The sequence below is a fragment of the Vibrio renipiscarius genome (genome assembly GCF_000827885.1).
Lineage (GTDB): Bacteria > Pseudomonadota > Gammaproteobacteria > Enterobacterales > Vibrionaceae > Vibrio > Vibrio renipiscarius.
In genome coordinates this window covers 791,272-817,126 of the sequence record NZ_JTKH01000006.1, presented here as the reverse complement: position 1 = coordinate 817,126, position 25,855 = coordinate 791,272, and the positions used below count along the sequence as shown (strand labels likewise).

Here is a 25,855-nt window from a genome sequence, read left to right as displayed (position 1 = left end):
GCGTTGAATCGTTATGGCGTCGCGGTTGCACTCTTTTTAATCGCTGGCAAAATGGAGCTACATTGGTGTAATTCAAAGCCGCATTACAGAACACCTAACAAATTCAGTACCTTGTAGATGAAAAGGATTTCAAGCTATGCCTTGGTATAACCTAAACACTATTACAGCCCACACCCTGCTCGCTTTGTCCCCTCTAGGAATACTGGTTCCCTATTCAGCACAGGCAGATGTTGGCAATACGCCCATTGTAGGTGGTTTATTTAATTCCGCTGAGGTGCTACAAAATAACATCGTCTCGACGTTGTCTTATTCAACGCGACTGACTCGTGACATGACGCTATTTACAATAGGCGGTGTCACGCTAGAAACCTACCTGCTTACTTTGCCATTAGATGCCAAGACCAAAGCAAGAGTGATGGCGCAAGTTGCCAACCCGACTTACTCAATACCGCTAAGTTACTTTCTCTATCAGTTTTATGATCGCTATACGGGCATAGGCGACGAAGATGTCTTCAAAGCTCATCTCAAAACGGTGTATGACGAACGCGCCTTGAAAGGATTTGAACATTCCCTTTTCCAAATCGATACCGCGATGGCTGAGAGTTCAAAGAATGACGGGCATGCGAAGACCGCCGAGCACAAAAAAGATCAAGCGCACCAAGAAGGCATCCGAGTTGATGGTGAGTTTATGGCTGCAATGGTCACGGTCTATGATGCGTTGACTCAGATTGGTGAATGGCAAGATATGGAACAACTGCCAGCGCAATACACCTATCTGACCAATAGCGAGCAAGACCTTGCGTTAGTCGCCCAAATTCAACCGATCGTTATTGGTATTCTTGCCCAAGCATCAACGGGAATGGATGAGGGGGAAATGAAAAACGCGCTGTTAGCCGTCATTGCGGATAACGAAGCTGATCAACAAGGAAAAACCAACAATAAAGCCCAAGCAGTGACAATCACGTTGATTGACTTTGTTCGTTTGAATGTCTTGAAAGCATATCGTCAATTTGTTTATCAAGATGAGCGCGCGGCTGTGCTCAATCACTGGCTGCAGAACGCCTTGGATGACCAACCAAGTGACGCCATCGACTTTTTGCGGTCTCAGCAACAACGACGCTTTGCCGTGCAAATTACCGTTGATGGCTTGCAACAAGGGTTAATGGAAGGCTTAGTCGATCCGCAAAAGCCCTTTATTGACGTCGCCTATGAAAATCATCTTGACCACCAAAAATACGATGCGCCTCAATCCATATCCCGTCCTGAACATCAACAAGATGTGCGCTTCCTACAGACCTTATCAGAGCAGACATACAAAGATCCCCATTACTTGCCTTTCTTCAAGCGCTTATATGATGAACACTACGATTCGATCGCGCGAGTGGGCATTTCATCAACGCCCACCATTAGCGTTCGTAACCTGCCAATTATAAAGACGGGGGCAAAAGTATCGGGTGAACAAGGGACCGGTATTCCTAACTTTCATTTTGTGGATAGAGAGGAAGACCGCGCCTACTATTTCTTTGGCAACGACGCGCTACAGCTTGATCGACTTATGCAAGCCAACAACGTTGAGACTATGTTTGATCGCCTTAGTTATCTAAAAACCCTCAATTGCAACGCGCAATATGATTGGAATGCACACACCAGTTACGACGCGCTCGTCAATCTTGGAGCCGGTGAAACACTGCGCGATTTTGGCGAGAAACGTTGTGTGCGTGAACTGCAAGAAAGAGCTCAAGTCGAGCGGGCGCTCACCCAATTACGTGCGCAATTGATTCACGACATCAACGACTATCAAGCGATTCCTTTTTGGAGTTTCTACACCAAACTGTCACGTAAGTGGACCATTGAAAATAGCATCAAACAGTATGCCGACTTAGATGGCAAAGGGATGCCTGACTACACCCTTATCTATAATCCTTGGCCCGACCATTTTGCCCACTTTGTTGGTCCATTCAGTGATGAAATCATTATGCCGAGTGGCGAGCTAAACCGACTCGATTATTGGATTGGACAAGTAGAACAGGCGTATCAAGAAGCGGGCGTTTACTCGCGGACATTGTGGGGAATGGCGGGAGATCACGGCCTCGCACCGGTTTACTACACACTCAACCCAGAAAAAGTCATCTTCCAACCGCTCGAGAAAAAGCTAGGCTATGCGTTAAATATTGAAAAAATATCGTCGGATGAAGGTGAAGGCCCCAAAATTACCAACGCGCTGAATTACCCAAGCAACAAGACTGCAGACGTTGTGGTTGCTTCCACCGCAGGCGGTAACTTTATGCTCGACTTATTTAACTCATCGCAAGGTTGGCAAGCACAGCCGATTTATAGTGAATTAACGCAATGGCAGCCTATCAACCATCAATCGGAGACAAGCATTGATCTGGTCGCGGAAACATTAAGTGCCTTGGGGGAGACGCTCGATTACATGGTGATACGCGAAAATCAGTGTAATGGCGATAACTGTAAAGTCAGACTAATAGGCGAACGCAATGGCGAACGTGTTGACGAGTTTATAGTGAAAAACGGTGACCGCTACTTCTACTCAGCCCAAGATAACCACGCTAGCTTGCTCAATGTCCACCAGCTCAATCCATATCTCGCACTGCCGAGCGCGCCAGAACAAAGCAAAGCGGAATTTGAAACCTTTGCTGGATATTATGGACAGTGTGTCCTGCAGGCACAAGAAAACAACCCGCAAACGTGGTGTGATGAACAGCAATGGCGTGAGTTAACGCGCTACACCCCTCGCCCTGACTCTGTCGTGCAGTTGGCCAAACTCTATGCGGAATCCAGAGCGGGCACAATTAACCTCTTCCCTCGAGATGGCATTGGTTACAACACCAAAGTCCCCGGCCGACATGCTGGCGAAAGCTATTTAGAAAAGGATGCTTTCATTGGCTTTTGGGGCACACCAATTGGTGACAATGTCACGCCACTAATGACCGAAGAGAATGGTTCACTGGCACCAACCTTGTTTGAATACCTGACCGGTGAAGACATCATCGCCAATCAAGATGGTTGGGGTTACCCATCGCTATTAAACCGTTTGGATATTCAACAGCCGTAAACTGCTCACCTAACGGTTATCATAACGCGTGAGACAAAAGCTCACGCGTTATGAGTGACATCGTGCTTCCGATTTTACCGAGTCGTACAACTCAAAAGCGACCAAGGTATGCTTTACCAATTAGATTGCTGTCTTGCTCGCGTAAAATATCCGAAATTTGTTCTAATACGTCTGTTTTTACGCTCTCTAATGTCCCTTTCATCGCCAACAAATTGGAACCATGCGTACTGTCTATTAGGAGGTTTTCTGATCGCAAGTTTTCCAACAACACTTTTATCTCTTGTAATACCTCATAGGGATTGAGAAGTGTAAATTCACGCTTGGTGACTTGTCTGAACAGCGCCGTGCCTTCCATTGGCACAGTGGTTAAAACCCCCAACAAATACGGATTCATCTGATTGATCAATTCGGCGGTATCTTGTGCATGCTTACGTGACATATCACCGCTGCCACCCAAACCAATCATCACCATTGCCACCAGTTTGATTCCTGATTCAACGATATTTTTCCCCGCGCTCAGCATCTCTTGGGCGCTAACCCCCTTGCGAACCGCTTTGAGTACCTCATCAGATCCTGACTCGACGCCAAGATAAGTCATGGTTAATCCTGCAGCTCTAAGTTGCTTAAACTCTTCGAGTGATTTATCGAGCGTGCTTTGTGGGCCGGCATAAGTGCTGACATGGGTTAATTTTGGGAAAGCACGATAGAGCTCCGCGAGTATCTCTAGCAACATCTCCGTTGGGAGAGATATCGCATCACCATCGCTTAGAAATACTTTTTCAACGTTTTGTCCAAACGCGGCTTTCGCCATGGCGATATCTTCTTTTAGATCTTCTAATGATCGAGCTCGATAGCGGACATTTTTATACATTGAACAGTAAGTGCACTTGTTATAAGAACACCCAATCGTACATTGCAAAATATACGCATCAGCCTCTGGCGGTGGACGATATATATCACCTTCGTATCTCATGTATTACCTCACGTAACATCAACTCGCATCAACAAAAAAGCCGCCATGATGATGGCGGCCCTTTCATTCATCTATTTCGTATTTATTTCGACAATTCAGCCGCTGTGTCTGCAAATATGCCTGGCATATCTTTCGCTTCACGCTCTGTTTGGCCGCCATGTTTTAAGAACGCTGCAATGATCGCCGCTGTTTTTTGCTCTTTCGCGCGCTCTAGGAAATAGCGAAGCTCAAGTTCAGCACCCGCCTCTTCATCAATAATTGACGCGGCGATGATTTCTTTGTACATCACAATGTCACGGATCTCTAAGCTGCTAATGACACCAAGTGTCGCGCCTAGAAACGCATCCATTTCCGAGCTATGGACAAATTTAGTAATGATGTTTAACGCCTCTGCTTCTTGAGCCGTAAAATCATTGCCTAGTAGCAGGGCTTGCAAAGCTTTGTTTTTGCCCATTCGTCTTGCAAATTGCACCGCACCTTGCCCGCCCGTTGGAATATTTACGTGGATCTCAGGTTGAGCAAACGCCGCATTCTCTGTTCCATAAGCCAGATCACAAGCCATAACAAACTCATTACCGCCCCCACGCGCTGCACCATCAATCACAGCAACAGAGACCTGTTTCATCGCCTTGATGTTTTCGACCATGTGGTTAAATTCAATCGAAGCGGCTTGTCCACCTTGTGTTCCATTAATCACATTCAAATCAAGGTGAGCCAAAAAGAAAGAACTGTTTAATGATTTAAATACAACGACCTTTGTCTCACGGTCGTCTTTCAAAGAAAGAACAAACTCATTAATTTCATTAATAAGATCAATCGTTAATACGTTTGCTGGTGGATTGCTGATCGTAACGGTCGCGATACCATCATTGTTGATGATAGCTAATTTTTTCATTATTCTTTCCTCTAAAATAAGTCACTAACGCTCTGTATTGAGAAGCGTCTATCTGGCTTTATCGCTTGCCAAGTCTCTCTAAGTGCAGCGACTATAACCTGCATACTTGACGAGAAAAACACGCACAAGAGCACAATATTGGTGCTAATATCGCACCAATGACTTTTTACTCTCGGAGACTGTGTTGGATTTCGCTCATCGCTTATTACTACTACTTGATGTAATTGAACAAGGTTCCTTTACTAATGTAGCTGATCAAAAAAATGTTGACCGTTCTGTCATATCAAAACAAATAAGTCGTTTAGAGGATGAATTAGGTGTTCGACTGCTCAACCGCACGACTCGGTCATTGTCACTAACCGCTGCTGGCAATGAAATGGTGAATCAAGCCAAGCAGTTGCGGGAACTGCTTAACAACACACACCGCTTGGCGCAAAATTATCACTCTGAACCTCGAGGTATATTGCGCATTACCAGTTCCACCATGTTTGGCAGACAATACGTACAAGACGCGATCTCCGTTTTCCAAAAACAGTATCCCGATGTGCAGTGTGAACTGCGGCTAGAAGATAAGGTCGTCGATATCGTTAAAGAGGGCTTCGATATTGGGTTTCGTATTGGTAAGCCCAAAAACTCCAGTTTAGTGTCTCGTAAAATAGCGCGTAGCCGATTACTGATCGTGGCATCACCGGATTTCATTCAACAGTTTGGTGCGATTGAAACCATTGAAAAATTAGAATCACTCCCTGCAACCGTGTATTCCGCACCGGGGTTATTTATCGATAAGTTTTCTTACCTAGATGACGATGGCCGTGAACGACATTTCCAACTCAATGCCGCTTATAAGGTCAATGATGTGGAGATGATGGTGAAAAGCACCTTAGCGGGGAACACGCTGGCGGTGGTGACGGCTCAGATGATTGAAAATGAAATTAATGATGGCCAACTGATCCCCATCATGACCCATCTAAACATCGAAGATTTTGGTTCATTTTATGCGGTCTACCCACACCGAGACGCGCCGATAAAGACCAAGCTTTTTATTGATGCTCTGAAGTCGATCATCGGTGAAGATATCCCTGTTTGGGAGCGTAACATCCCCAATTTTGAGCATTTATACGGTAGAAATAAGTAGAGAACGGATGTGCTGTCTATGTTGATGTGGTGCGGCTAAATCAAGAGCGTTGTCGGTCGAAAAAGAGGCCATCTCTGACGCTAGTCAAAAATGGCCTCTGCGATGTCTTCTAGCTAACTGCCTCGTGGCATGAATCCGGTTAGTCAGCCTCTAATGTCAGCGAAACACTGCTCTTGTCTTTGTCGATATCGAAACGGCTGTCGAGTAAAAACACGCGCGAGGCATCAACGTTCACCACATCCACCAAATACGCTTTCACCGCTTGAGCCCGTTGCTGAGCGAGACGACCTAAGCTTCCATCTTCTAGCTTCTGCTTATTCAACACTAAGTTATACAAAGCGATATGCCAACGATGCTCAAGATCCTCTTTCGTCAGTGTCACTTCTTGGCTAACGGCTTCATTTTCAATCTGCTCTCGAACGGTGATCGCTTCTTCACCATATTCCGCAAGATATAGGGCTTTCATCGCATTCGATAGCACCCCGCTAACCGGTAATGTGCTTGCGCTGAGGTCAGCGGGAAGTTCAGCCACCGTTATTTGAGCGTAATCCGCCAATAATTGCTGGAATTGCCCCAACTCTAACGCCTTTGTATCTGGCGCCGCATCAACGGCACCATCCACCGTTAACGTCAGTTTTGGACGTGTTTCCAATGCCTTACCAAGTGTGTCTAGCTTCTCTTGCTCTTCAAGCGTTAAAGTATTCTGCCCGTAGTCGAACGCAATGATATTCAACTCTTCGTCGGAACCGGCCAAATCGGAAAGAAATGAGAACGGCGCTGTTACCGCTTTGGTAATGATATTAGAGATGGTATTCCAAATGATTGCACCAAGACTGAACTCTGGATCATTCACATCACCCGACACTTCCATACCAAGGTCAATCACCCCATCGCTGTCTTGCAATAGTGCGATGGCCAACTTGATTGGCAGAGAGGTCGCAAGATCACTGTCACTGGCTTGACCGAGTTTCAATTGATCGATCACAACGTGGTTTGAACCTTTCAGCTGGTTGTTCTCAAGTTGATAATTCAGCATCAGTGTTAGCTGGCCGCGATCGATATAATGGCCGGCATAGGTGCCCGAGTATGGGTTTACGGTGGTGAGTTCAACACTTTTAAAAATGACGTCTAGATCTAAATACGGCTGTTCTAATAAGGGATTAATGTCCCCTTTCACTCGAACTGGAGCGTATTTATCAATGTTACCGCTGATATCCACACTCGCCTTCGTACCTGGGATACTCGATACATGACTGATCGTGCCTTTGAGCTGCTCAATGCCCGATGAGAAGTTAGGCGTTAACGAATTATCCGCAAAGAATGCTGAGCCATTATTGAACGTAATACTCCGCACGCTCAGTGCAAATGGTTTGGCGCGTTGATCACTCTTTGTGTTATCCGAACGTGACTGGCTCGCCACTTTCGCATCGTTGACGGTCGCTAGCTCGGATCTCTCAGAACTCTCTATCTCAGAAGCACTTAGTTCAGAACTACTTACCTCAGAACCACTTGCCTCAGAAATTTGGGGCTGAGATGTCGATTGAGTCACCATCAAGTCACCAATATTGGTGCTACGATCTTGATTGATGACGACTCGCGCATAAGGTTCGCTAATGTTTAAGCTATCCACTAGCAATGTCGCCGCTTGCAGGTCAAATTTGAACTGATTCAACGCTAACGAACGCCACTTTACAAAAGGCTTTTTCAGTTTGTTGTCACGAACAGAAAGGTGGTTCAGTTGCACGCTACCATTCACCGTAACTTGACCGCCAGCGTTGGCATTTAACTGAGTTTGAGCATTCACTTCACCGCTGGTCAAAGTGGCATTGATCGCAGTCGACAAATAAGGTTGGAACTGGACCAGCTTCAATGATTTAACGTCAATGTCAGCCAATATTGCTTGTTGTTTGGCATCCGCTTGACCTTTAAAGGATATATCACCTTGGCCATTAACCGACATGAATAAGTCAAAGTCGATCGGCTGAGATAAATCACTCACGATTTGACCCGTGGTTAAATTAATCGGTGAAAATACCCATTGGTTGGCTTTGTTGGTTGCGACCTCTTCGGTCACCTCAAACTGATAGTCTTTGATTTCGACACCATTCAACGTCACTAACCAAGCAGAGTTCGTTGCTTCATTACTTTGAGGCGCTGCCGAGGGTTGTGTTTCTGCCCTCTCCTTAGCGTTGACGTTTGATTCCTCGCTTGATTCATCGCTTAGCTGCGCAGAGGAATGTGGTGTCAATAGCGACACAAGATCAACGCCCTTGCGATCTATATTCGCGACCACACTCAGGCCTTGGGATGTTAGTGAGCCAATATTGACTGTTTTCGCGTCAACGTCCGTCGCAATGTCATTCACCGCGAAGTGGCTCAATGCCACAATCGACTTATCACTCGCGTTAACATTGATCTGATTGAGAGCAAACATCCCCTTGCTGGTCGAAATACTGATCGCATCGCTTGCTTGCGTTTCGCCAATGGTTTGAGCGATTTGATACTGAGATGAAAAACTCACTGTACCTGAGGTCAATTTCGCCGTGAGATCTTTTTCAATAAAACCCCACAAACGCGGCAATTGAATGTGATTTATCGCCACATCACCAACCACCTTGAGTGGCTTTAATTGGACTTGGCCATTGAGTGCTAATGTGGCGGAGTCAGCATCCGTAATCCGTAGTTTATATTGGTTGATTTGTGCCGAATCGCTCAACAAACCTTGCGTTGCGAACTCACCGAGAGTGACATCGATATTAGGATAATGAAGTTGCGTCCCCGTTACGCCATCCACGAAACGCACATCACCACCGTTTAATGTGGTTTGCTTGATCTGTAATGGGAACAACGGCGCGTGGCGATCAACCGCTTCGTCCGCAATCTGATCTTCTGATTGCGCTAAATCCGTCGCAGTGTCCGTCACGGTATTGTTATGCTCAGTGTTCCGCGTCATCGCCACGAGCATATCGCTGAAATTAAACAACAGCGCATTTTGATTATCGAGACGTTCAACATTGATATAAGGTTTATCCAGAGAGACATACTCAATCGACACGGCGCCATTAAATAACGACTGCCAAAGATTGACTTGGCTACTGGCATGATCAAATTTGATAAACGGCGTTTGGTCGTTTTCCAGAATCGCAAAACCTTTAATGTCGATCTGCAATGTAAATGGGTTGATAGTCATATCCGTTAACGTCACCGGACGTTCTACCAATTTAGAGAGTTGTTCAGGTATTTGCTGTTTTGCAATATACGGGACGAGCAAACCAAATAAAGCGGCATAACATAGGTAAACACTTATCGTGTACGTACTCCAACGAACAACCCATGGCAAAGAACGAAACTTTGCCCATACTGCTTTTATTTTGATCGACACTATGACTACTACTCCTACGTCTTTATCGACTTATCCCCCCACGACTCGCGGCATGAGGATTTAGAATTATCTATTGGATCACACTCGCCACTGCAATGAGCATGGCATTTTGCAAAATTTTATTCTGCCCCTGCAGGCCTGTCTAGAGCGCAGTTGAAATACCCATACAAAAGCCGTGTCGTTTGTCGCAAACATGAGCAGTTCACAAAGACAAAAAAAACCACTGCACAACGAGAATGCAGTGGTTAGTGTGACGCATTTTAACTATCTATTTGTTTTGCATAAACATTTGACAGATTAAGACAGATCGATGTCCTTACTACCAAAAAACAAGGTTGCAATAAAGCCAACTGCATAAGCAATCAGTAAGCCGATGACAAAAATGGCCATACCCGCAAAAATGCCTTCATTCGATGTCATTAGAGGAATTGCCACAATACCCGACGGGCCAAAGACAGTATTCAACCCGACAGGCAAACCAAGATAAGACACAAGACCAATAAAGAAACCACCCGCAGCACCACCAATACACGCGGTCACGAACGGTTTAACACGCGGCAAGGTCACACCATAAATAAGAGGTTCACCGATACCCAAGATACCCGGAATAATCGCACCACGAATTTGCGTGCGCAGCGTCGATTCTTTTTTCGCTTTCCAATATAGCGCCAATGATGCCCCGACTTGACCTGCACCCGCCATCGCTAGGATTGGGAACAAAGAGTTGAAGCCCTGCACTTCCATCAAAGCAAAGTAAACCGGTACAAAACCTTGGTGAATACCAAACACGACAGAAATAAGGAATAAACCCGCCAGCACCGCGGCCCCAAACGGATTGTCATTCAAGTTTAAGAACAACCAAGACATGCCTTTAAATAGCATTCCGCCAACAGGCATAATAACAATAAACGTCACCGCACCCATGATCAGTAGTGTAACGACTGAGGTTAGGATCATATCCAAGTCATCAGGCATGAATTTGCGAACCCAACGCTCTACGTGGGCACCTAATATCGCCGCGAGTAAGACACCGATGATATTGCCGCGTGGGTCAATGGCAAAGCCAAAGAAATCACTCATTCCAGAGTAAATGCCCGATGTCGCATCAGGGTTATAACCCAGCACAAATAGCGACGCTAAAATCGCGCCATTCACACCCGAACCACCAAACGCTTGTTGGGCGTTATAGCCAATCAAGATACTTAGGAAAGCGAATAGACCCTTGCCAAATACTTTCATGTAAGAAACAAGGCTGATAACAAATTGACTCGGATCTTGACCGACAATCATGGTTTGTTCAATCAATGTTGCAAAGCCCAACAACAAACCAGCAGCGATAAAACCTGGGATTAGCGGCGTAAATATCGTCGCAAATTTGCTTAAAAAGCGCTGAATCCCACTGGTTTGCTTACTTTTCATTTGCGACTTTTGTTGTTTCGCAATCGTATTCAAGTCATCATTTTTTATTGGCTCAGCCTGACCTGCTGGCGTATCTGCAAGTATCTCATTCATCATTTCAGCGGCTTGCTGCGCCTTACCTGGGCCTAAAATGATTTGAAACTGCTGGTCTGATTCCACCAATCCCAATACGCCGGGGATTGTTTTAAGTTTTGCTTGGTCAACCGTTTCAGTACGATTCAACGTCAAACGCAGGCGCGTCATGCAGTTGCCCGCTTTCTCAATATTTGCGCTACCACCGACTGCCGCGATAATCGTATCAATGGTATCAAGTGTAATTTTAGCCATTACCGTATTCCTTTAGACATTCCAAAGAGTGTTTGCTTCAATGCTACTGTTGAGATTGATGATGACAGTCAAGTGCCACTCGAATGAAACCATCATTTTGATCAAGCAATGCTTTGGCTTCTTGGGCGTTAATTCCCGCGAGAATCATCAAAATCGCGGTTTTACAATTTCTTTGGCACTGCGCAAGCGCAAGTTCAGCTTCTTGCTCATCGGCGCCCGTTGCTTCCATCACGATGTTCGCTTGGCGTTGAATCAACTTAGCGTTCGTCGCTTCCACATCGACCATCAAGTTACCAAACACTTTTCCGCTGCGGATCATCGCGCCTGTGGTGATCATATTCAGCACCAGTTTTTGCGCCGTGCCCGCTTTCATTCTTGATGATCCCGTCACGATCTCAGGGCCAACGATCGTCACAATGGCGACGTCTGCCGCGGCAATCATAGGGCATGAAGGGTTACAAACAATCGACGCCACAAAGGCACCTGTATTACGCGCGTATTCCATACCGCCAATGACATATGGCGTGCGGCCACTCGCCGCAATACCCACCACGACATCTTTATCGGTTAGGTTCAATGCTTGCAGATCTGCCACGGCCAATTGCGGTGAATCTTCCGCGTTCTCAACCGCTTTTAAAATCGCTTGATGACCACCTGCGATTAAGCCAACCACTTGCTCGGCCGGTGTGCCATAGGTTGGAGGACATTCGCTCGCATCTAAAATACCCAAACGACCTGACGTACCGGCTCCCATATAGATAAGACGTCCACCCTGAGAAAAGGCCGCTTTTGTCGCATCGACGACTTGTGCAATTTCCGGTAGGACTTTCTCAACCGCTAAAGCCACCTTTTGGTCTTCAGTGTTGATCACCTGCAGCATTTCTAATGTCGGTAAAATGTCGATATTTTGGCTGCTTTCGTTACGGCTTTCGGTTACTAGGTGGCTTAGGTCAATTTTCATGGTTTGCTCTTATTCGTTCCCAATTTATGGGCGGATAATAGAGAATCCCAAAATCCAAAACGAAGAGACAGATCACATAATTATTTATTCCAAAATTACATAGGGAATGGAATAATCTTGATTGAACATTGTCGTTTCACGCCAAAATATTTAGGTATGCTTAGTTAGTGCCACAAATTCTTCATAAATAATCGAATTTGTTTTTGGAATAATTTATTTTAACTAGATTCAGGAAAAGTGATGAGTTTCACACATAGGTTGGTTTCAAAACGAGATAAGTTATCCGCTAGCGGAGTCACCATTGCCGACTGGGTCTTAGCCAATACAGAAAAAACCATGGCACTCACCAGTCAAGAGTTAGCCAGTGCGATTGGAGTGAGTCAGTCCAGTATCGTAAAATTCACCCAAAAAATCGGCTTCAAAGGGTATAGCCAATTCAAGCAAGCGCTGACCGAAGAAATCAGTCGAAAATTTGCTCTGCAATCCTCTCCGCTGCACGCCAATATTGCGATGACCGATTCCACCAGCACCATTATCCAAAAATTGGTGAAAGCCAAGACCGATGCGATTTTCCAAACCAGTCATGCGCTCGATTCTGAACGCTTTGATCGTGTCGTTGAACTGATTAATCACGCCCACAAAGTGCAAATTGTCGGCATGGGCGCTTCGGCCTTGTCAGGCAAAGATCTCGGCTATAAGCTGCTGAAACTTGGAATATTAGCGATTACGGAAATGGACAGTCACGTCCAGATAGGAATGGCAAGAACGCTCACTCCCAACGATGTGCAAATCGTATTTTCTTTTCAAGGCACAACAAAAGAAATCAATCTTGCGGCGGAAACGGCCAAAGAGAAAGGCGCAACTGTGATTGCAATGACATCACCGCAAAAAAGTGCGTTACGCGATATCGCGGATATTTGTTTAGATACCGTCGCCGATGAATCCGCACATCGCGCCTCCTCAATGGCGGCACGAACCGCGCAACATGTTATTGCTGACGCGATATTCATTACTCTCGTCAAACTGCGCGGTGATGATGGGCAAGAGATGATTAACGAAATTGCGTCACAAATTAAGCGCTTATAGCGTCGTTCAACATCGTCATCTTATGGGTAGAAAGTGACGAATGATCAAAAATTTATCTCGAATGGGGTTACTCTACTCGCTCTCGCAAATATCGAGCAAACTTTGGGATATGATTATGCGTGTAACCATTATGGCGAAACGTTATTTTGCTGCCCAAGGGCGGTGGTGAGCGCCTCATTTCATCACTCAAACCGCTGCCAATATAGAAACGAACACCCGGCTTCCATTCCACCAGTAATGCCCCTACTTGCCCTTTGTATTTTCCTTTACCCAATTTATACCCCACAACAATCGCCTCATCATCTTGATGCGATTTCAACTTCAGCAAATCAGCGCTTCTGCCCGCTTGGTAAAGGCTGTCTATTTTCCGTAGCATCACGCCTTCACCTGACGCACGATCAATGGCATTTAAATGTTCATAAAGCGCATACTCTGAAAGAATAGGTGTGTGCTCCACATAATGAACATGATCCGATTTCAATTGATTAACCCAAGCCACTAAATCGCCATAGCGCTCTTTATAGCTCCCTGCCCCATCCGGCATATCAAAGAGCATAAACTCAATTTGCTTCCATGCCTGATCCACCGGTTTATGATCGAGCACTGTTTGTTGAACAAGATGAAAATTACCACGCCCAGCCCATAGCTCACCATCTAATGGGGATTTGGGTAATGGGTCCGTAAACCATTCCGGAGCACTGATCACACGGCCGTTTCGAGTCTTTAATTGCTGGCCATCCCATACAGCACGGATTCCGTCCAATTTTTCACTTTTCCAATACTGACGAAGATCGAATCCCGATTGATATTGTTGAGCCAGCAAGACCGGTTGTGGTCCCCGACTGATCGTGGAACCATCGCCGAATGAGTACGCATTCGTGCTCAATGTAGCGAAAAAACAACTGGCAATGACGGTGAATGTGCGCGACATACATATGCAACCTATACTGATACGGGATAGTCATAAATTATCGTAATCCGCGCGAGAAAAAGTATGAATTTACCGCGGCGCAGTTCGCAAACTGCCGCATAAAAATGAGGGGCCTTTTTTGCATCCATTGAGTTTGTATCGCCATTATAGAGTTAACGCAATGACGGATACGCCTTCTTTGCAGTCTGACTGTCAAAATGAGAATAGCGTTGTACACCTAAAGAGAATGCCAATTAAGTTATTGTTATTTAAGGGTTATAAATCTTGGCACATTCCATGCTCCATGTTTAAGCAAACTTAGAGGAGTCATGTTATGGAACTACGTAAGATCGAAACCAACCAAAATATTCTAACGCTCGTTATTGACGGTAACTTAGACGCGGCAGGCAGTCGCAGCGCTCAACCCCATCTCGACGAGATTATTGCCGATCCGTCACATGCTGAAATTGAAATCGATCTTACTCATGTCGGTTTTCTTGATTCTTCAGGCATCGGGGCGATCGTATATCTCTACAAACGTCTAGTCGAACGCCAACGTAACATGCGCATTGAAAATGCCACCGGTCAGCCACTAGAAATCATCAACTTACTAAGAATCAACCAGGCAATACCCGTTAATTCTCAAAAGCACTAATAAAAAATAATAATAGGCGGTTGGCATGAACAATTTACGCACGAGCATAGCCTTAGCTGTGTCGATATTTCTGCTAGGGTGCACCAGTTATCCTGACTCAGGGAGCGGTGGCCTCGGAGAAAATCATATTGAAAACGGGTTTTCACCCGTCATGCCCGACGAGCCACTTGGACCTGAACACGGCTTGCGCTTCGATTGGCAGCTCACTAAGCTCCATCTCGATTCACTGATTCGCGAAGGCGCTCGTTGGTGCTTTCCTGCCGCTGTCGTTCAAGCCATTGAGAAGCAAAATCGGATTGCTCGTGAACTTGAGGGCGGATTGCTGCTTGATGCCGCCAATGATATCGTCATTCAGCGTAAACGCTTGGGTGAACTTGAGCGCCAACTCGATTACGTCACATCTCAAGCCAATTGTGCCCCGCCGATTAACGAAGATGCCTTCCGTTTGCAGCTCTCTGTCGTTGATGAGCTCTACAAACTGCTTAATGTCGATAACCAATTTGCCTTCAATTCAACCGAAGTGAATCCCAAATACATGGGCCATTTAGCGAAAGCCGCTTATATTTTACGCGAAAATCCCAGTTTCAATCTCTCGGTAACCGGCCATGCTGACGCCACAGGCGATGAGTTATCAAACAAGAAACTCGCCATGGGTCGAGCTCAACAGGTCAAACGCTACCTGACCATCTTTGGCCTTGACCCTCAACGGATCACAACGCATTCGCTGGGTGACTCACTTCCCCTTTATGACGGTGACAGTGAAGGCGTGAAACTGACCAATCGCCGAGTCAGCATCGAAGTCATCGCCACGAAAGAGTTGGCAGAACGAACGCCACAAGGAGGTTATTATGCGCTGGATTAATCTGTTATTCCTGATGCTGAGCCTCTTGAGCAGTCACGTCATCGCCAACCCGACCACAGAAAAAGTGCAGATCGGGGATATGGTGCAGATTAACCTACCCGGTGAAGTCTCATTAAACCGTGGATTTCAGGTCGATAAGCGTGGACGAATCGAGATTCCTGAAATTGGTACCTTGTATGTGGCGGGCTACACTGAAAAGCAATTGTCAGAGACCGTATTAACCGCATTAAGCGAAGTCTATCGTGATGTTTCTTCTGCTAGTGTGTACATTTCAGAGCAACAAATACTGATCTCAGTGCAGGGTTACGTTACCTCGCCGGGCGAATACACGTTACCCAAAAACGCCAATATTCAGATGGCTCTTCATGCTGCCGGAGGTCTACGTTCAGGCGCGCAGCTCGATAACATGCTCTTAAAACGCGGCCAAGAAAAGCAAACGTTTAACTACAAAGCCTTTCTCGATTCGGGTGATGAATCTCTTCTACCAACGATGCGTTCTCTCGACAGTCTTTTTGTGCCCGCCTCTCCGCTTGTCGGCAATATCGAGCAACAATTCGATGCCGCCAAACAAGCCAATGCTGGTGATAGCGCTGACAGCCGAACCGCCATTAAGGTGTTTGGCGAAGTGAATGCGCCGGGTTCATTCTCCTATAAATCAAACACTGATTTAGTCGACGTCCTCATGCGTGCCGGCGGTGTAACACGCTACGCATCTGTTGAGCAAATTCGCGTCATCACCAATAACTCACCGCAAATGTTCAATTTAAAAAGCTATCTCGACAGTGGCGACAAATCATTGCTGCCAAAGCTATCGCAAGGCACCACCATTTTTGTTCCCAAACAAGAAGAAGAGATTAAAGCCGGTGCCAATGTGGTGTATATCATGGGTGAAGTCGCTCATCCTGGTGCTTATGAAGGCAAATCAGGCGCCTCTTTTATGGACATTCTTGCTAATGCTGGCGGTCCAACCCGTTTTGCTGAATCACGCCAAATTCGCTTGATCAAGGCCAATGGTCGAGTGATCAAATTTGATCTCACCGCTTATACCGAGGGCTTATCTAACCAAAGCCCTCCTAACATTGCCCCCGGGGACGCTATTTTTGTCCCTGAAAAGACCGACATGAATGAGAAGTCATGGTTAAAAATCGCCCCCGACCGAGCCGTCAGTGTTATTGGTGAAGTCGTTCGACCAGGTCGCATTGAATGGTCGAATGAAATGGACTTAATGGATTTGCTTGCCCACGTTGGTGGACCCACGTTACGAGCCGATACCACCAAGATTGAAGTGGTGAATGGCGATGGCAAACTACACACATTCAACTTAGATGAATTCATCATCAACGGAGCACCAAGTTACGATCTGCCCTACATCAGTGCAGGATCCATCGTCCGTATTCATGATTTACCGCAAGATCCGTCAGACAACAAATCACAATGGGTTCGCCAAAGCTCTGATGCTTCTATTTATGTCTTCGGCCAAGTCAATTCTCCTGGTCGTTATCGCTTCACCAAAGAGATGCACTTTTTGGATATTTTGTCTGCCGCCGATGGCCCAACCAAAGATGCCGACATCCACAACATCCGAGTGACGCATCGTGACAAAACCTACTCAAAAGTGAGTCAATTAAATCTATCACTTTACTTTGAGACGGGTGACGAATCATTGCTGCCCAACGTCACTATGGGTGACACCATTTATATTCCCGAGAAAGACAAGAACTGGCTCGACAAAAGTAAAGAGTCCACCATCCGTATTCTCGGCGCTGTGAACAAACCCGGCCGTTACGTGTTTAACGATAATATGACGATTCTTGACATTCTTGCTGAAGCAGGAGGCCCAAGTGACAGCGCGTATCTAGAAAAAATCTCGGTGGTCAATATGTCATGCTGCCAAGAACAAGCTCGCACCTTCAATCTAATTAATTTTAGTAAAACCGCCAATATCTATGAGTTGCCCGTGATTCGAGCAGGTGACACCATCTTTGTGCCTGATCGCCGCGACAGTTTCTTAGAAAAAGCGCGTGTCGGCCTTGAAGACATACTACGATTGACGACCACCATTGTTTTGATAGGAGCGCTGTAATGATTCCTGCGACGCACGATGAGATAGAACAAATTTATCTGGCCGCGGAAAGCGCCCAGTCGCGCTCAATATGCGTGACGGCCTGCCACTCAGGTGACGGTGTCACATCGGTTGCCGCTGCGTTAACCGAGCGTTTTTTACTGGCGGGACAATCGACACTGTTGGTGGACCTCAATCTCTTTCATTCCGCCTTTGAGCCGTTAGGTCTTCCCCATCAGACCGACGGTGACGAGGTTACCTGGCTGCAACAGGTCGAAAATGGTCGTGTTTTTACCGGTATCATCAAACCTTGCTCACAGTCCGCGATAGTTAATTATCGAAACCCGCACTACTTGCAAAAAATGATTCAATCTTGGTTAATTGATTTTGATAAAGTGGTCATTGATACATCACCGTTACTGCAGGTGAACCAAGGTAATATTTCGGCGCAATGTGTTGCCAGTGCTTGTCAGCACACCTTGCTCGTGGTCTTAGGTGCTCATACTCGTCAGCATCATTTACACTCTGCGATGGAATTATTAAACCGCAGTGAAGCCGACATTATTGGCTGTGTGATGAATAGCCAATACCAACCCAGTCTTGCGCAAGAAATGGTGCGAGAACTCAATCGGCTGCATTGGATTCCGCAAAAATGGCGACAACGCTGGAGTGCCAAATTACTTCAGAATGAACTGCTCACCCAAATCGCTTAGCGGCTTGTCGTGTCTACTCCTGCCCGCTCTCACTCTCATCGACGTCTTTCAGTTACAGACTAAGAACTAGAACTGAGCTTAGCCTTGAATTAAGGCCGAACGTTAGATAAGCGACAAACGCATGATGCCAAGCCCCGAGCGCAACATGTACGCGCGACACGACCACAACTATCACCCAGACGCCCTTCACTTTGCTCATTAAAGAACAAGCATGCTGAGAATAACCGTATTCTCATCACACATGCAGGAATAAAGGGTTACATGTCAAAACCCCTACAATTGTCACAACCAATTGAAAAAATTCATCTATTCTTAAATTATAACCAACGAAAATGCACCAATAGTGACTCGTTGCTGTCGGAATTGATGTAAGGAGACAACCGTGGATATTGAACTTGTGGAAGAAGAGATCTTGCAACAAATGATTCAAGATACTAGCGCAGACGTTTTACCCCTTTTGATTGAGCACTATATTGAAGAGTCAACCGAGCGAATCGACACAATGAACAACGCTTTTATTGAGCGAGATGCGAAGACACTTGAGTTTGAAAGCCACACATTAGGCAGTTCATCGCTGGCGCTTGGAAACCGAGAGCTTTCCGATTTAGCGCGTAAAATTGAGCACCTTTGCCTCAAAGGACAAAGCGAAGAAGCATTTGAATATCATCATGAATTGATCGATATCGCGCAGCGATCTCTCGTGGCACTTGCCCATAGAAATACCTTAGGCTTTTCAGAATAAAACCAATATTTAAATAATTTCAATGTCATAACAAGGAAGTGCCAATGAAATCAAAAGTACTTTTAATCGAAGACTCAACCTCGCTGGCGGTTCTTTATCAACAATACGTCAAAGATGAACCCTTTGACCTATTTCATGTGGAAACAGGCCGAGAAGCCATCGCCTTTATTGAGCGAAATGTACCTCAATTAGTGATCCTTGATCTCAAATTACCCGACATGGATGGCGAAGAGATACTTGATTGGATCGTCGAAAATCAAGTCCCGACCTCGGTCATTGTGGCCACTGCACATGGGTCGGTCAATATGGCCGTAAATCTTCTGCAAAAAGGCGCCAAAGATTTTTTAGAGAAGCCGATCAAAGCAGACCGATTAAAGACCTCGATTAATCTGCATTTACAACGAGCGAAATTAGAGGATCTGGTTGAGAACATCGAAAGCCGCTTTGATCGCACGCGTTTTCACGGATTTATTGGCGGAAGCCTACCCATGCAAGGGGTATACAAAATCATTGATTCCGTCGCGCCAACGACGGCAAGTGTTTTTATCATTGGCGAGAGTGGCACGGGTAAAGAAGTATGTGCTGAAGCAATACATAGAGAGAGTAAACGTCGAGATAAACCTTTCATTGCCATTAACTGCGGCGCAATTCCTAAAGATCTGATGGAAAGCGAAATTTTCGGTCATATGAAAGGCGCATTTACTGGCGCGGTAACCGATAGAAAAGGCGCGGCGACAATGGCCGACGGTGGTACCCTATTTCTTGATGAATTGTGTGAAATGGATTTGGATATGCAGAAGAAATTACTGCGTTTTCTGCAAACAGGCACATTCACTCCATTGGGAGGCATGAAAGAACAAAAAGTCGATATCCGAATAATTTGCGCGACCAACCGAGATCCCCTTGTTGAGGTGGAAGAAAATCGCTTTAGAGAAGATCTCTACTATCGAGTGCACGTTGTACCGGTTGAAATGCCGCCGCTTCGCGAACGAGGCGGTGACATTGCCATATTAGCCAACCACTTTCTCAAGCTGTACGCGAAACAAGATGGTAAGAAATTCAAAACCATCAGCAAAGAAGCAGAAAGCCTTTTACGCCGCTATGAATGGCCAGGCAATGTACGACAACTACAAAATATTTTGCGTAATATTGTCGTGCTAAATGACGATGTTCGTCTCAATGCCGAGCATCTGCCCGCTCAAATCGTACCCTCAAAACAAACGACGACGCGCCAACGACCATCCAGCGTGGCAGTCAACCATGAAAGAACGCCAGCAACATTAGTCCACTCTTCGACACCGCCCCATAGCATGCATCCGATAGACAATGGATTGGACGAAGCGAATACCGAAACGAATGCCGACGTTCACACTAACGAAATGCGCCCACTAGACGCCAACACCGTCATTCGTCCCATGTGGCAGATCGAACGAGAGGCGATCCAACAAGCCATTGAACTTTGTGATGGTAACGTTCTAAATGCGGCGGTTTTACTCGAACTCAGTCCTTCTACGGTTTATCGCAAGAAACAAGCGTGGGAAACAGAAGATGACAAAAACCTCGTCTAGCGAGATATGGTTGGTTCTCGATAGCCGTCAATTTGGCGGCATCGAAACCCATGTTTTGCAATTGGCTCAAGGGCTCATTCAATACCAGCAAACCGTTAAAGTATGGTTGATTTGCGCCTACACTCCTGCCTCTCCTCTTTGCGCCAAGCTAGAAAAACTCGGCATTCATTATGCGTTTCTTGGGCAAAGCCATTCTTCTGCGCTTGTTGAGCTTATTGACCAGATCAAACAATGCCAGCCTGATGTGGTGCATGCCCATGGCTATCGTGCGAGCTTACTGACAAAAATGGCGAAGCTTCGCACGCGCTGTACGCAAATCTCGACGTATCACGCTGGCGAAACGCCCCGTGGCAAGGTAAGAATGTATGATTGGTTGGATAGATACAGCGCCTTTATTTCGGATCGTTCTATCGCAGTGAGTCATGGTATTAAAGCTAAAATCCCTTCTCATTCCTGCTATTTCGACAATTTTATTGATTGCCAAGATATCCCCTTCAGCCACGGTCAAAGAATTGCCTTTGTTGGACGTCTAAGTGAAGAAAAAGCCCCTGAACGTTTTTGTCGTTTAGCACAGGCGTTCCCTAACGAATTATTTGATATTTTTGGTGAAGGGCCACTGGAGAAGGTCGTTCAAGATCTGGCTCCTGGCAATACGACCTGCCATGGCTACCAACCCAACATGAAGGCGAGCTGGCCAACGCTTTCTGTTTTGGTCATCTGTTCTCATTTTGAAGGTTTACCTATGGTCGCATTAGAAGCCATGGTCCGAGGCATTGTGGTTATCGCCTTTCCTGTTGGTGAACTGCCGCGCCTTATTAACGACGGGGTAAACGGATGGATAGCCGACAGCGAACCTATGCTAGCAAAGAAACTGGCTGATTGGCTTGCACTGAGTGACGATGCCAAATCCGCGATTCGCGTTAATGCGGCCAATACGATTCTGCAACACCATTCGCAAAGCGCAATTATTCCTAAAATGATAACGTTCTACCGCAACAGCGGACTTCATCTTGCTTCTCAAATTGAGAATTGATTTTTCTTTCTCGCCCTCTCTCTTTTTTAGCCAATAAATACAAGCAATTATATTGTTAGATTTATTGGCATTAGCCTTGCGTAGTGTTAGCTACACTTCCTATAACGTTGGCAGGCTAACCGATGAAAAAGAAAACAAACATACTCTACGTTCACTATGGTGATGATTGGATTCGAGGCAGCGAACAATGTCTGATTGATTTAATCAGTCACCTTGATCAACAACGATTTGTCCCTTTTGTTTGGACCAATAACCCTGCACTCGTACCGTTTTTAGAAGAAGCGGATATCGAGTATCAATTGGATACCTTCCCTTTGCTGCTCGGTTGGACGTCTCCCAAAATGGATGTCACTCATTGGTTAGCGCTCGTCAAAAAAGGACGACAACTGATTCAACGCTATAACATTTCGCTGGTGCATGCCAACAGCGGTGCGCCCTGTCAATGGATGGCACTCGCCGCGCGCCTATCTCAGTGTCCACTTGTCACTCATCTGCACAGCGATTATCAAGCGCGTGACCGCGTCACGTTGGGTTTGCATTTATCTCCCCACGTCATTACGGCCAGTGATGCCATTTCTCAGAGTTTACGTGAAGACGGCTACCCACAAAGTAAGCTGTCTGTTGTCCATAATGGCGTTAACGTCGCCAAACTCTCAGTGCAACCGGAAGTGGATGTACGTCAAAGACTGGGCTTACAACCAGAAGATACTGTCTATACGACCGTCGGGTCCTTGATTGCCCGAAAAGGGGTAGATCGTATTATACAAGCGCTGCGCTACCTCACATTAGAGTACCCAAACAGTCATTTAGTTGTGGTGGGTGATGGCGAGCAGAAAAACCAGTTAATACAGCTGTGTGAACAGCTCCACCTATCAAAAAATGTTCATTTCGTTGGCGAGCAGCACAATGTTGCTGGGTGGCTTAAAGGATCAGATGCGTTCGTGAGTGGCGCCCGTCAAGAGGCGTTTGGCTTAGTTGTCGCAGAAGCGGCGGTTGCTGGGACTCCCATCATTGCGCCTTTTGAGGGGGGAATTCCAGAAATTGTTCAGCATGGCGAGAGTGCCTTGCTTTACGTCAACCAAGGCTACACACCGCTGCTTGATATGATGCGCTGCATCCACTCACACAAAGAACAATGCCTAACCCTAGCCCAACGAGCGAAAAAAACGGTTGAACAACAATTCAATCACCGCCGCTACGTTTCTGAAGTCGAAGCCATTTATGATGAACTACTCGAGCAAACGGCACAGCAACCCCCTTGCTTATTGTCAGGATTAAAGCCCTTAAAAACGGCCTTCGGCAAACGGATAAAATCACGCTATCCAGACACCAAATTCCCTAGACTGCGCCGCACGCGCTGGGAGGTTTAAATGTCAAATAACCACTCATGTCGTGTACACAATCTGATCTTTGATCCTATCCCGTTTAAGGGAGGATCAAAAATTGCCACAAGCGAGGCGCTTAATCAATGCAATCCGGATGAGGTGCAGTTAACGATTTTAACCGTCGACCGCGAGTATTGGCAGCATTCGTCACTCGTGCAAAATCACAAAGTGAACATCGTCACACTCACGTCAATCCCTTGGCTTAGCCAGCAGTTTTGTGGTTTGCTCTATTGGGTTAACCAATGTTATTTCACCTTCATACTGCTGCTCACCCTACTTCGCTTGCCCAAAGTTCACCATGTGATTGGCGCTTCGGGGCCAGGCATTGATATGTCGATTTATCTGGCAAAAGCACTGTCCGACTATTCCGTTGTCCAATTAATTCATGGCAACGTCGCTTGCTCACGCTCAATTGGTTGGTGCCTAACAAAAGCAAACAATGTCTTCTATCTGCCCTCTGCGAAACCAAGCATCACAGCGGCGCTGTCACACTACATCAAGGACAATACACAGATTGACGACAGCGAGAATCTGGCGCTGCATTTCCTCAACTCACCTGCATTTCAACCCTTTGTTAATGGTATTTCGAGTCAAAATTGGCCAAGCAAAACCACGGCGCGCTTTCCCGTTTGCTTCTGGTGCGCCTCGCTATTGAAATGGAAAGGGCTTGATGTGTTTATCGACTCTTTGCGAAAAATTCAGTTTATCCAACCGGTGGCCAGCACGATTTGCTACATCCAACCAAAGCAAACCACACTCGATATGTCTGTAGCCCCGGTCAACATCGCGCACACACGGTGGCATCATGACCCTGCGAATCTCGATGCCATTCGCAGCCAATGCAATATTTTTGTGTCCACCAGCCACCATGAACCGTTTGGCTTATCTATCCTTGAGGCGTTGGCCGCCGGTATGTGTGTGATCATCCCTCGAGACGGTAGCTATTGGGATCAAAAGCTACGACACAACATCCATTGCATCAAATATCAAGCGGGTGATTCAACCTCACTGAGTCAGGCGATATTGTCGGCTTATCAAAATCGTAAACACTTACAAAACATTCAAGCACAGGGGTACAAAATATCTCAACATTACAATGCAGCCCAGACGTACGCGCGTATTGTGAATTGCGTAAGTGTTCAATACGCACGCTCTTCAGAACAGGCACAAAATGTCGTTAACACTGAAGGTTACAATGAGTAGCTTAACCGTGAGCCGCTCACTAGGACGCGCAGCAAAGGAAATGTTGCTGTACGGCTTTGCGCTTTTACTTATTAAAGGGGGCTCGTTATTAACGCTTCCCTTCACCGCTCACTACCTGTCCATTACGCAAATTGGGCAACTTGAACTGCTGGCGACAACCACGGTGTTATTCGCCTTGATCGCATCATTAGCAATGCATGAAAATCTGTATCGGTTTGTTGCGACCATCGAACAAGATGACGAACGCCAATACGCGGCCAATGCACTCTATATCAGCGCCATCTTGATGGCCTTTCTCGTCATACTCAGTTTGAGTTTGCTGCTATTGTTTTATCAATGGGCCTTCAATGTTTCCGTTTTTGAACACTATTTCACCCCACTTCAAAGGCTGTTGATTGTCGCCTCGATTCTACTCGAAAGCGCGTTGGCGATCAGCCTCGCCTGGCTTCGCTTGCAAGGGCGTGCCGAATTGTTTTTTAAACTCAGCCTGGTGAGCGTTGTCACTCAAGTGTCATTAATTATATGGATTGTCCATTATTACCCCACCGTCACCGCCGTCTTTTCCGCTGGCGTTTTTACCGCGCTTCTACAGTGTATTTTATTACACATACAGCATCGATTTCAGATTCGCTGGCTGTCATTCCGTCAGCTCAAACACTACTTACGTTATTGCTTACCCATTGTCGGCTCAAGCCTAGTCGCCTTTGGCCTCAACGGCGGTGAACGCTGGATTGTGGCTGAAAGTGCCGGTTTAGACATGCTAGGCCAGTACGCTATTGCCCTAAAGTTTGCGTTAGCGGTGGGGATTTTATTACAACCTTTTCATATGTGGTGGATGCCAAAACGCTTTGAATGCTGGAAAGATAAAGGCCCCCAGCAAACCGCAAAAAACAGCCAAGGTGGAATGGTGTATGCCTGTATTATTTCACTGAGCGTTGCATGGTTAGCCAAGTGGTTTGTCACCCTTTATCTGCCAGCTGAATATCATCTCGCGGCCAGTTTGGTAGCGCTGTGCTGCACTGCGATGCTATTTAAAGAATTCGTCGAAATCGTCAATATTGGCCTCTTAAAACAGAAGAAAACCCAAGCGTTGCTGCTGATTAATCTCGTGGTCACCAGCTTAACGCTGATGGTTTTATTAACGGCGATTCTCGTTTTTAACTGGCACTCAATTTGGTTTATCATTTCAACGATCTGTGTGGCGCAGATTGTCCGTTTTTTCTGGGTATGGGGACTAAGCCAAAAAATCGCGGTACTGCCTTATCAAACCGCCTCGCTCTGTTTTCTTATTGGATTAAATAGCCTTTTTCTTATCAGCACTTTTGCCGATATCGCCCCTTCCCTCATGGTGTTATTTGCGGTCATCCAACCCGTTTTTTTGCTGTTCATTGCCGAACGATTGCAACTGCTCACACTGCCGATTCATGAGTTGCGTGGCGCCATAGACCAATGGCGAGCAGGTAAGTAG

The 25,855-nt window shown here is 46.2% G+C and carries 19 protein-coding genes; 13 read left to right on the top strand and 6 right to left on the bottom strand.

The window, feature by feature from the left end; genetic code table 11:
- The first annotated feature begins 136 nt into the window (after positions 1–136).
- Positions 137–3,076, top strand: coding sequence for an alkaline phosphatase family protein (locus OJ16_RS06830; RefSeq protein ID WP_052810312.1), 2,940 nt, complete (start codon positions 137–139; stop codon positions 3,074–3,076).
- A 91-nt stretch (positions 3,077–3,167) separates the two neighbouring features.
- Here OJ16_RS06830 and OJ16_RS06825 read toward each other — a convergent pair whose 3' ends face one another.
- Together OJ16_RS06825 and OJ16_RS06820 are read right to left on the bottom strand one after the other, a co-directional pair.
- Complete coding sequence (locus tag OJ16_RS06825) at positions 3,168–4,049, bottom strand: radical SAM protein (RefSeq protein ID WP_040988641.1); 882 nt, start codon at positions 4,047–4,049, stop codon at positions 3,168–3,170.
- 82 nt (positions 4,050–4,131) lie between these two features.
- The gene (locus OJ16_RS06820; RefSeq protein WP_040988639.1) at positions 4,132–4,944 is read right to left on the bottom strand and encodes an enoyl-CoA hydratase/isomerase family protein; all 813 of its coding nucleotides are present in this window, start codon (positions 4,942–4,944) and stop codon (positions 4,132–4,134) included.
- A 184-nt stretch (positions 4,945–5,128) separates the two neighbouring features.
- Between OJ16_RS06820 and OJ16_RS06815 the strand changes: the two genes are divergently transcribed.
- Positions 5,129–6,079 carry a LysR family transcriptional regulator gene (locus OJ16_RS06815; RefSeq protein ID WP_040988637.1) on the top strand — a complete coding sequence of 317 codons (951 nt, stop codon included), beginning with the start codon at positions 5,129–5,131 and terminating at the stop codon, positions 6,077–6,079.
- A 139-nt stretch (positions 6,080–6,218) separates the two neighbouring features.
- Here the strand turns inward: OJ16_RS06815 and OJ16_RS06810 are convergent, their stop codons facing one another.
- The 3 genes from OJ16_RS06810 to murQ form a co-directional block, all read right to left on the bottom strand.
- A complete protein-coding gene (locus tag OJ16_RS06810; RefSeq protein ID WP_040988635.1) occupies positions 6,219–9,461 on the bottom strand; it encodes a DUF748 domain-containing protein in 3,243 nt (1,080 codons plus the stop codon).
- Positions 9,462–9,758: 297 nt separating this feature from the next.
- Positions 9,759–11,207 (bottom strand): PTS N-acetylmuramic acid transporter subunit IIBC, encoded by a 1,449-nt coding sequence (murP, locus tag OJ16_RS06805; protein WP_040988633.1) that lies wholly within the window; start codon positions 11,205–11,207, stop codon positions 9,759–9,761.
- A gap of 43 nt (positions 11,208–11,250) precedes the next feature.
- On the bottom strand, positions 11,251–12,168 hold the full coding sequence (gene murQ, locus OJ16_RS06800) for an N-acetylmuramic acid 6-phosphate etherase (RefSeq protein WP_040988631.1): 918 nt from the start codon (positions 12,166–12,168) through the stop codon (positions 11,251–11,253).
- 240 nt (positions 12,169–12,408) lie between these two features.
- On the opposite strand from murQ, the gene OJ16_RS06795 reads away from it, so the two are divergent.
- Positions 12,409–13,254 (top strand): MurR/RpiR family transcriptional regulator, encoded by an 846-nt coding sequence (locus OJ16_RS06795; protein WP_040988629.1) that lies wholly within the window; start codon positions 12,409–12,411, stop codon positions 13,252–13,254.
- A gap of 67 nt (positions 13,255–13,321) precedes the next feature.
- On the opposite strand, the gene OJ16_RS06790 is transcribed toward OJ16_RS06795, so the two are convergent.
- Positions 13,322–14,185: a DNA ligase gene (locus OJ16_RS06790; RefSeq protein ID WP_040988627.1), complete on the bottom strand. Its 864-nt coding sequence runs from the start codon at positions 14,183–14,185 to the stop codon at positions 13,322–13,324.
- Positions 14,186–14,498: 313 nt separating this feature from the next.
- On the opposite strand from OJ16_RS06790, the gene OJ16_RS06785 reads away from it, so the two are divergent.
- The 10 genes from OJ16_RS06785 to OJ16_RS06740 all read left to right on the top strand — a co-directional run bounded on the left by OJ16_RS06785 (position 14,499) and on the right by OJ16_RS06740 (position 25,855).
- Positions 14,499–14,819 (top strand): STAS domain-containing protein, encoded by a 321-nt coding sequence (locus OJ16_RS06785; RefSeq protein WP_040988625.1) that lies wholly within the window; start codon positions 14,499–14,501, stop codon positions 14,817–14,819.
- 25 nt (positions 14,820–14,844) lie between these two features.
- Positions 14,845–15,681: an OmpA family protein gene (locus OJ16_RS06780; protein ID WP_040988623.1), complete on the top strand. Its 837-nt coding sequence runs from the start codon at positions 14,845–14,847 to the stop codon at positions 15,679–15,681.
- Positions 15,668–17,764 carry an SLBB domain-containing protein gene (locus tag OJ16_RS06775; RefSeq protein ID WP_040988622.1) on the top strand — a complete coding sequence of 699 codons (2,097 nt, stop codon included), beginning with the start codon at positions 15,668–15,670 and terminating at the stop codon, positions 17,762–17,764. The genes OJ16_RS06780 and OJ16_RS06775 overlap by 14 nt, the downstream gene beginning before the upstream one ends.
- Positions 17,764–18,456, top strand: coding sequence for a P-loop NTPase family protein (locus OJ16_RS06770; RefSeq protein WP_040988620.1), 693 nt, complete (start codon positions 17,764–17,766; stop codon positions 18,454–18,456). The genes OJ16_RS06775 and OJ16_RS06770 overlap by 1 nt, the downstream gene beginning before the upstream one ends.
- 382 nt (positions 18,457–18,838) lie before the next feature.
- Positions 18,839–19,198 (top strand): Hpt domain-containing protein, encoded by a 360-nt coding sequence (locus OJ16_RS06765; RefSeq protein ID WP_040988618.1) that lies wholly within the window; start codon positions 18,839–18,841, stop codon positions 19,196–19,198.
- Positions 19,199–19,242: 44 nt separating this feature from the next.
- A complete protein-coding gene (locus tag OJ16_RS06760) occupies positions 19,243–20,766 on the top strand; it encodes a sigma-54-dependent transcriptional regulator (protein WP_040988617.1) in 1,524 nt (507 codons plus the stop codon).
- The gene (locus OJ16_RS06755; RefSeq protein WP_052810313.1) at positions 20,747–21,799 is read left to right on the top strand and encodes a glycosyltransferase family 4 protein; all 1,053 of its coding nucleotides are present in this window, start codon (positions 20,747–20,749) and stop codon (positions 21,797–21,799) included. Before OJ16_RS06760 ends, OJ16_RS06755 begins: the two co-directional genes overlap by 20 nt.
- 122 nt (positions 21,800–21,921) lie before the next feature.
- Positions 21,922–23,169 carry a glycosyltransferase gene (locus OJ16_RS06750; RefSeq protein ID WP_052810314.1) on the top strand — a complete coding sequence of 416 codons (1,248 nt, stop codon included), beginning with the start codon at positions 21,922–21,924 and terminating at the stop codon, positions 23,167–23,169.
- Positions 23,170–24,387, top strand: a complete 1,218-nt coding sequence (locus OJ16_RS06745) for a glycosyltransferase family 4 protein (protein ID WP_052810315.1) — start codon at positions 23,170–23,172, stop codon at positions 24,385–24,387.
- The gene (locus tag OJ16_RS06740) at positions 24,380–25,855 is read left to right on the top strand and encodes a lipopolysaccharide biosynthesis protein (protein WP_052810316.1); all 1,476 of its coding nucleotides are present in this window, start codon (positions 24,380–24,382) and stop codon (positions 25,853–25,855) included. Before OJ16_RS06745 ends, OJ16_RS06740 begins: the two co-directional genes overlap by 8 nt.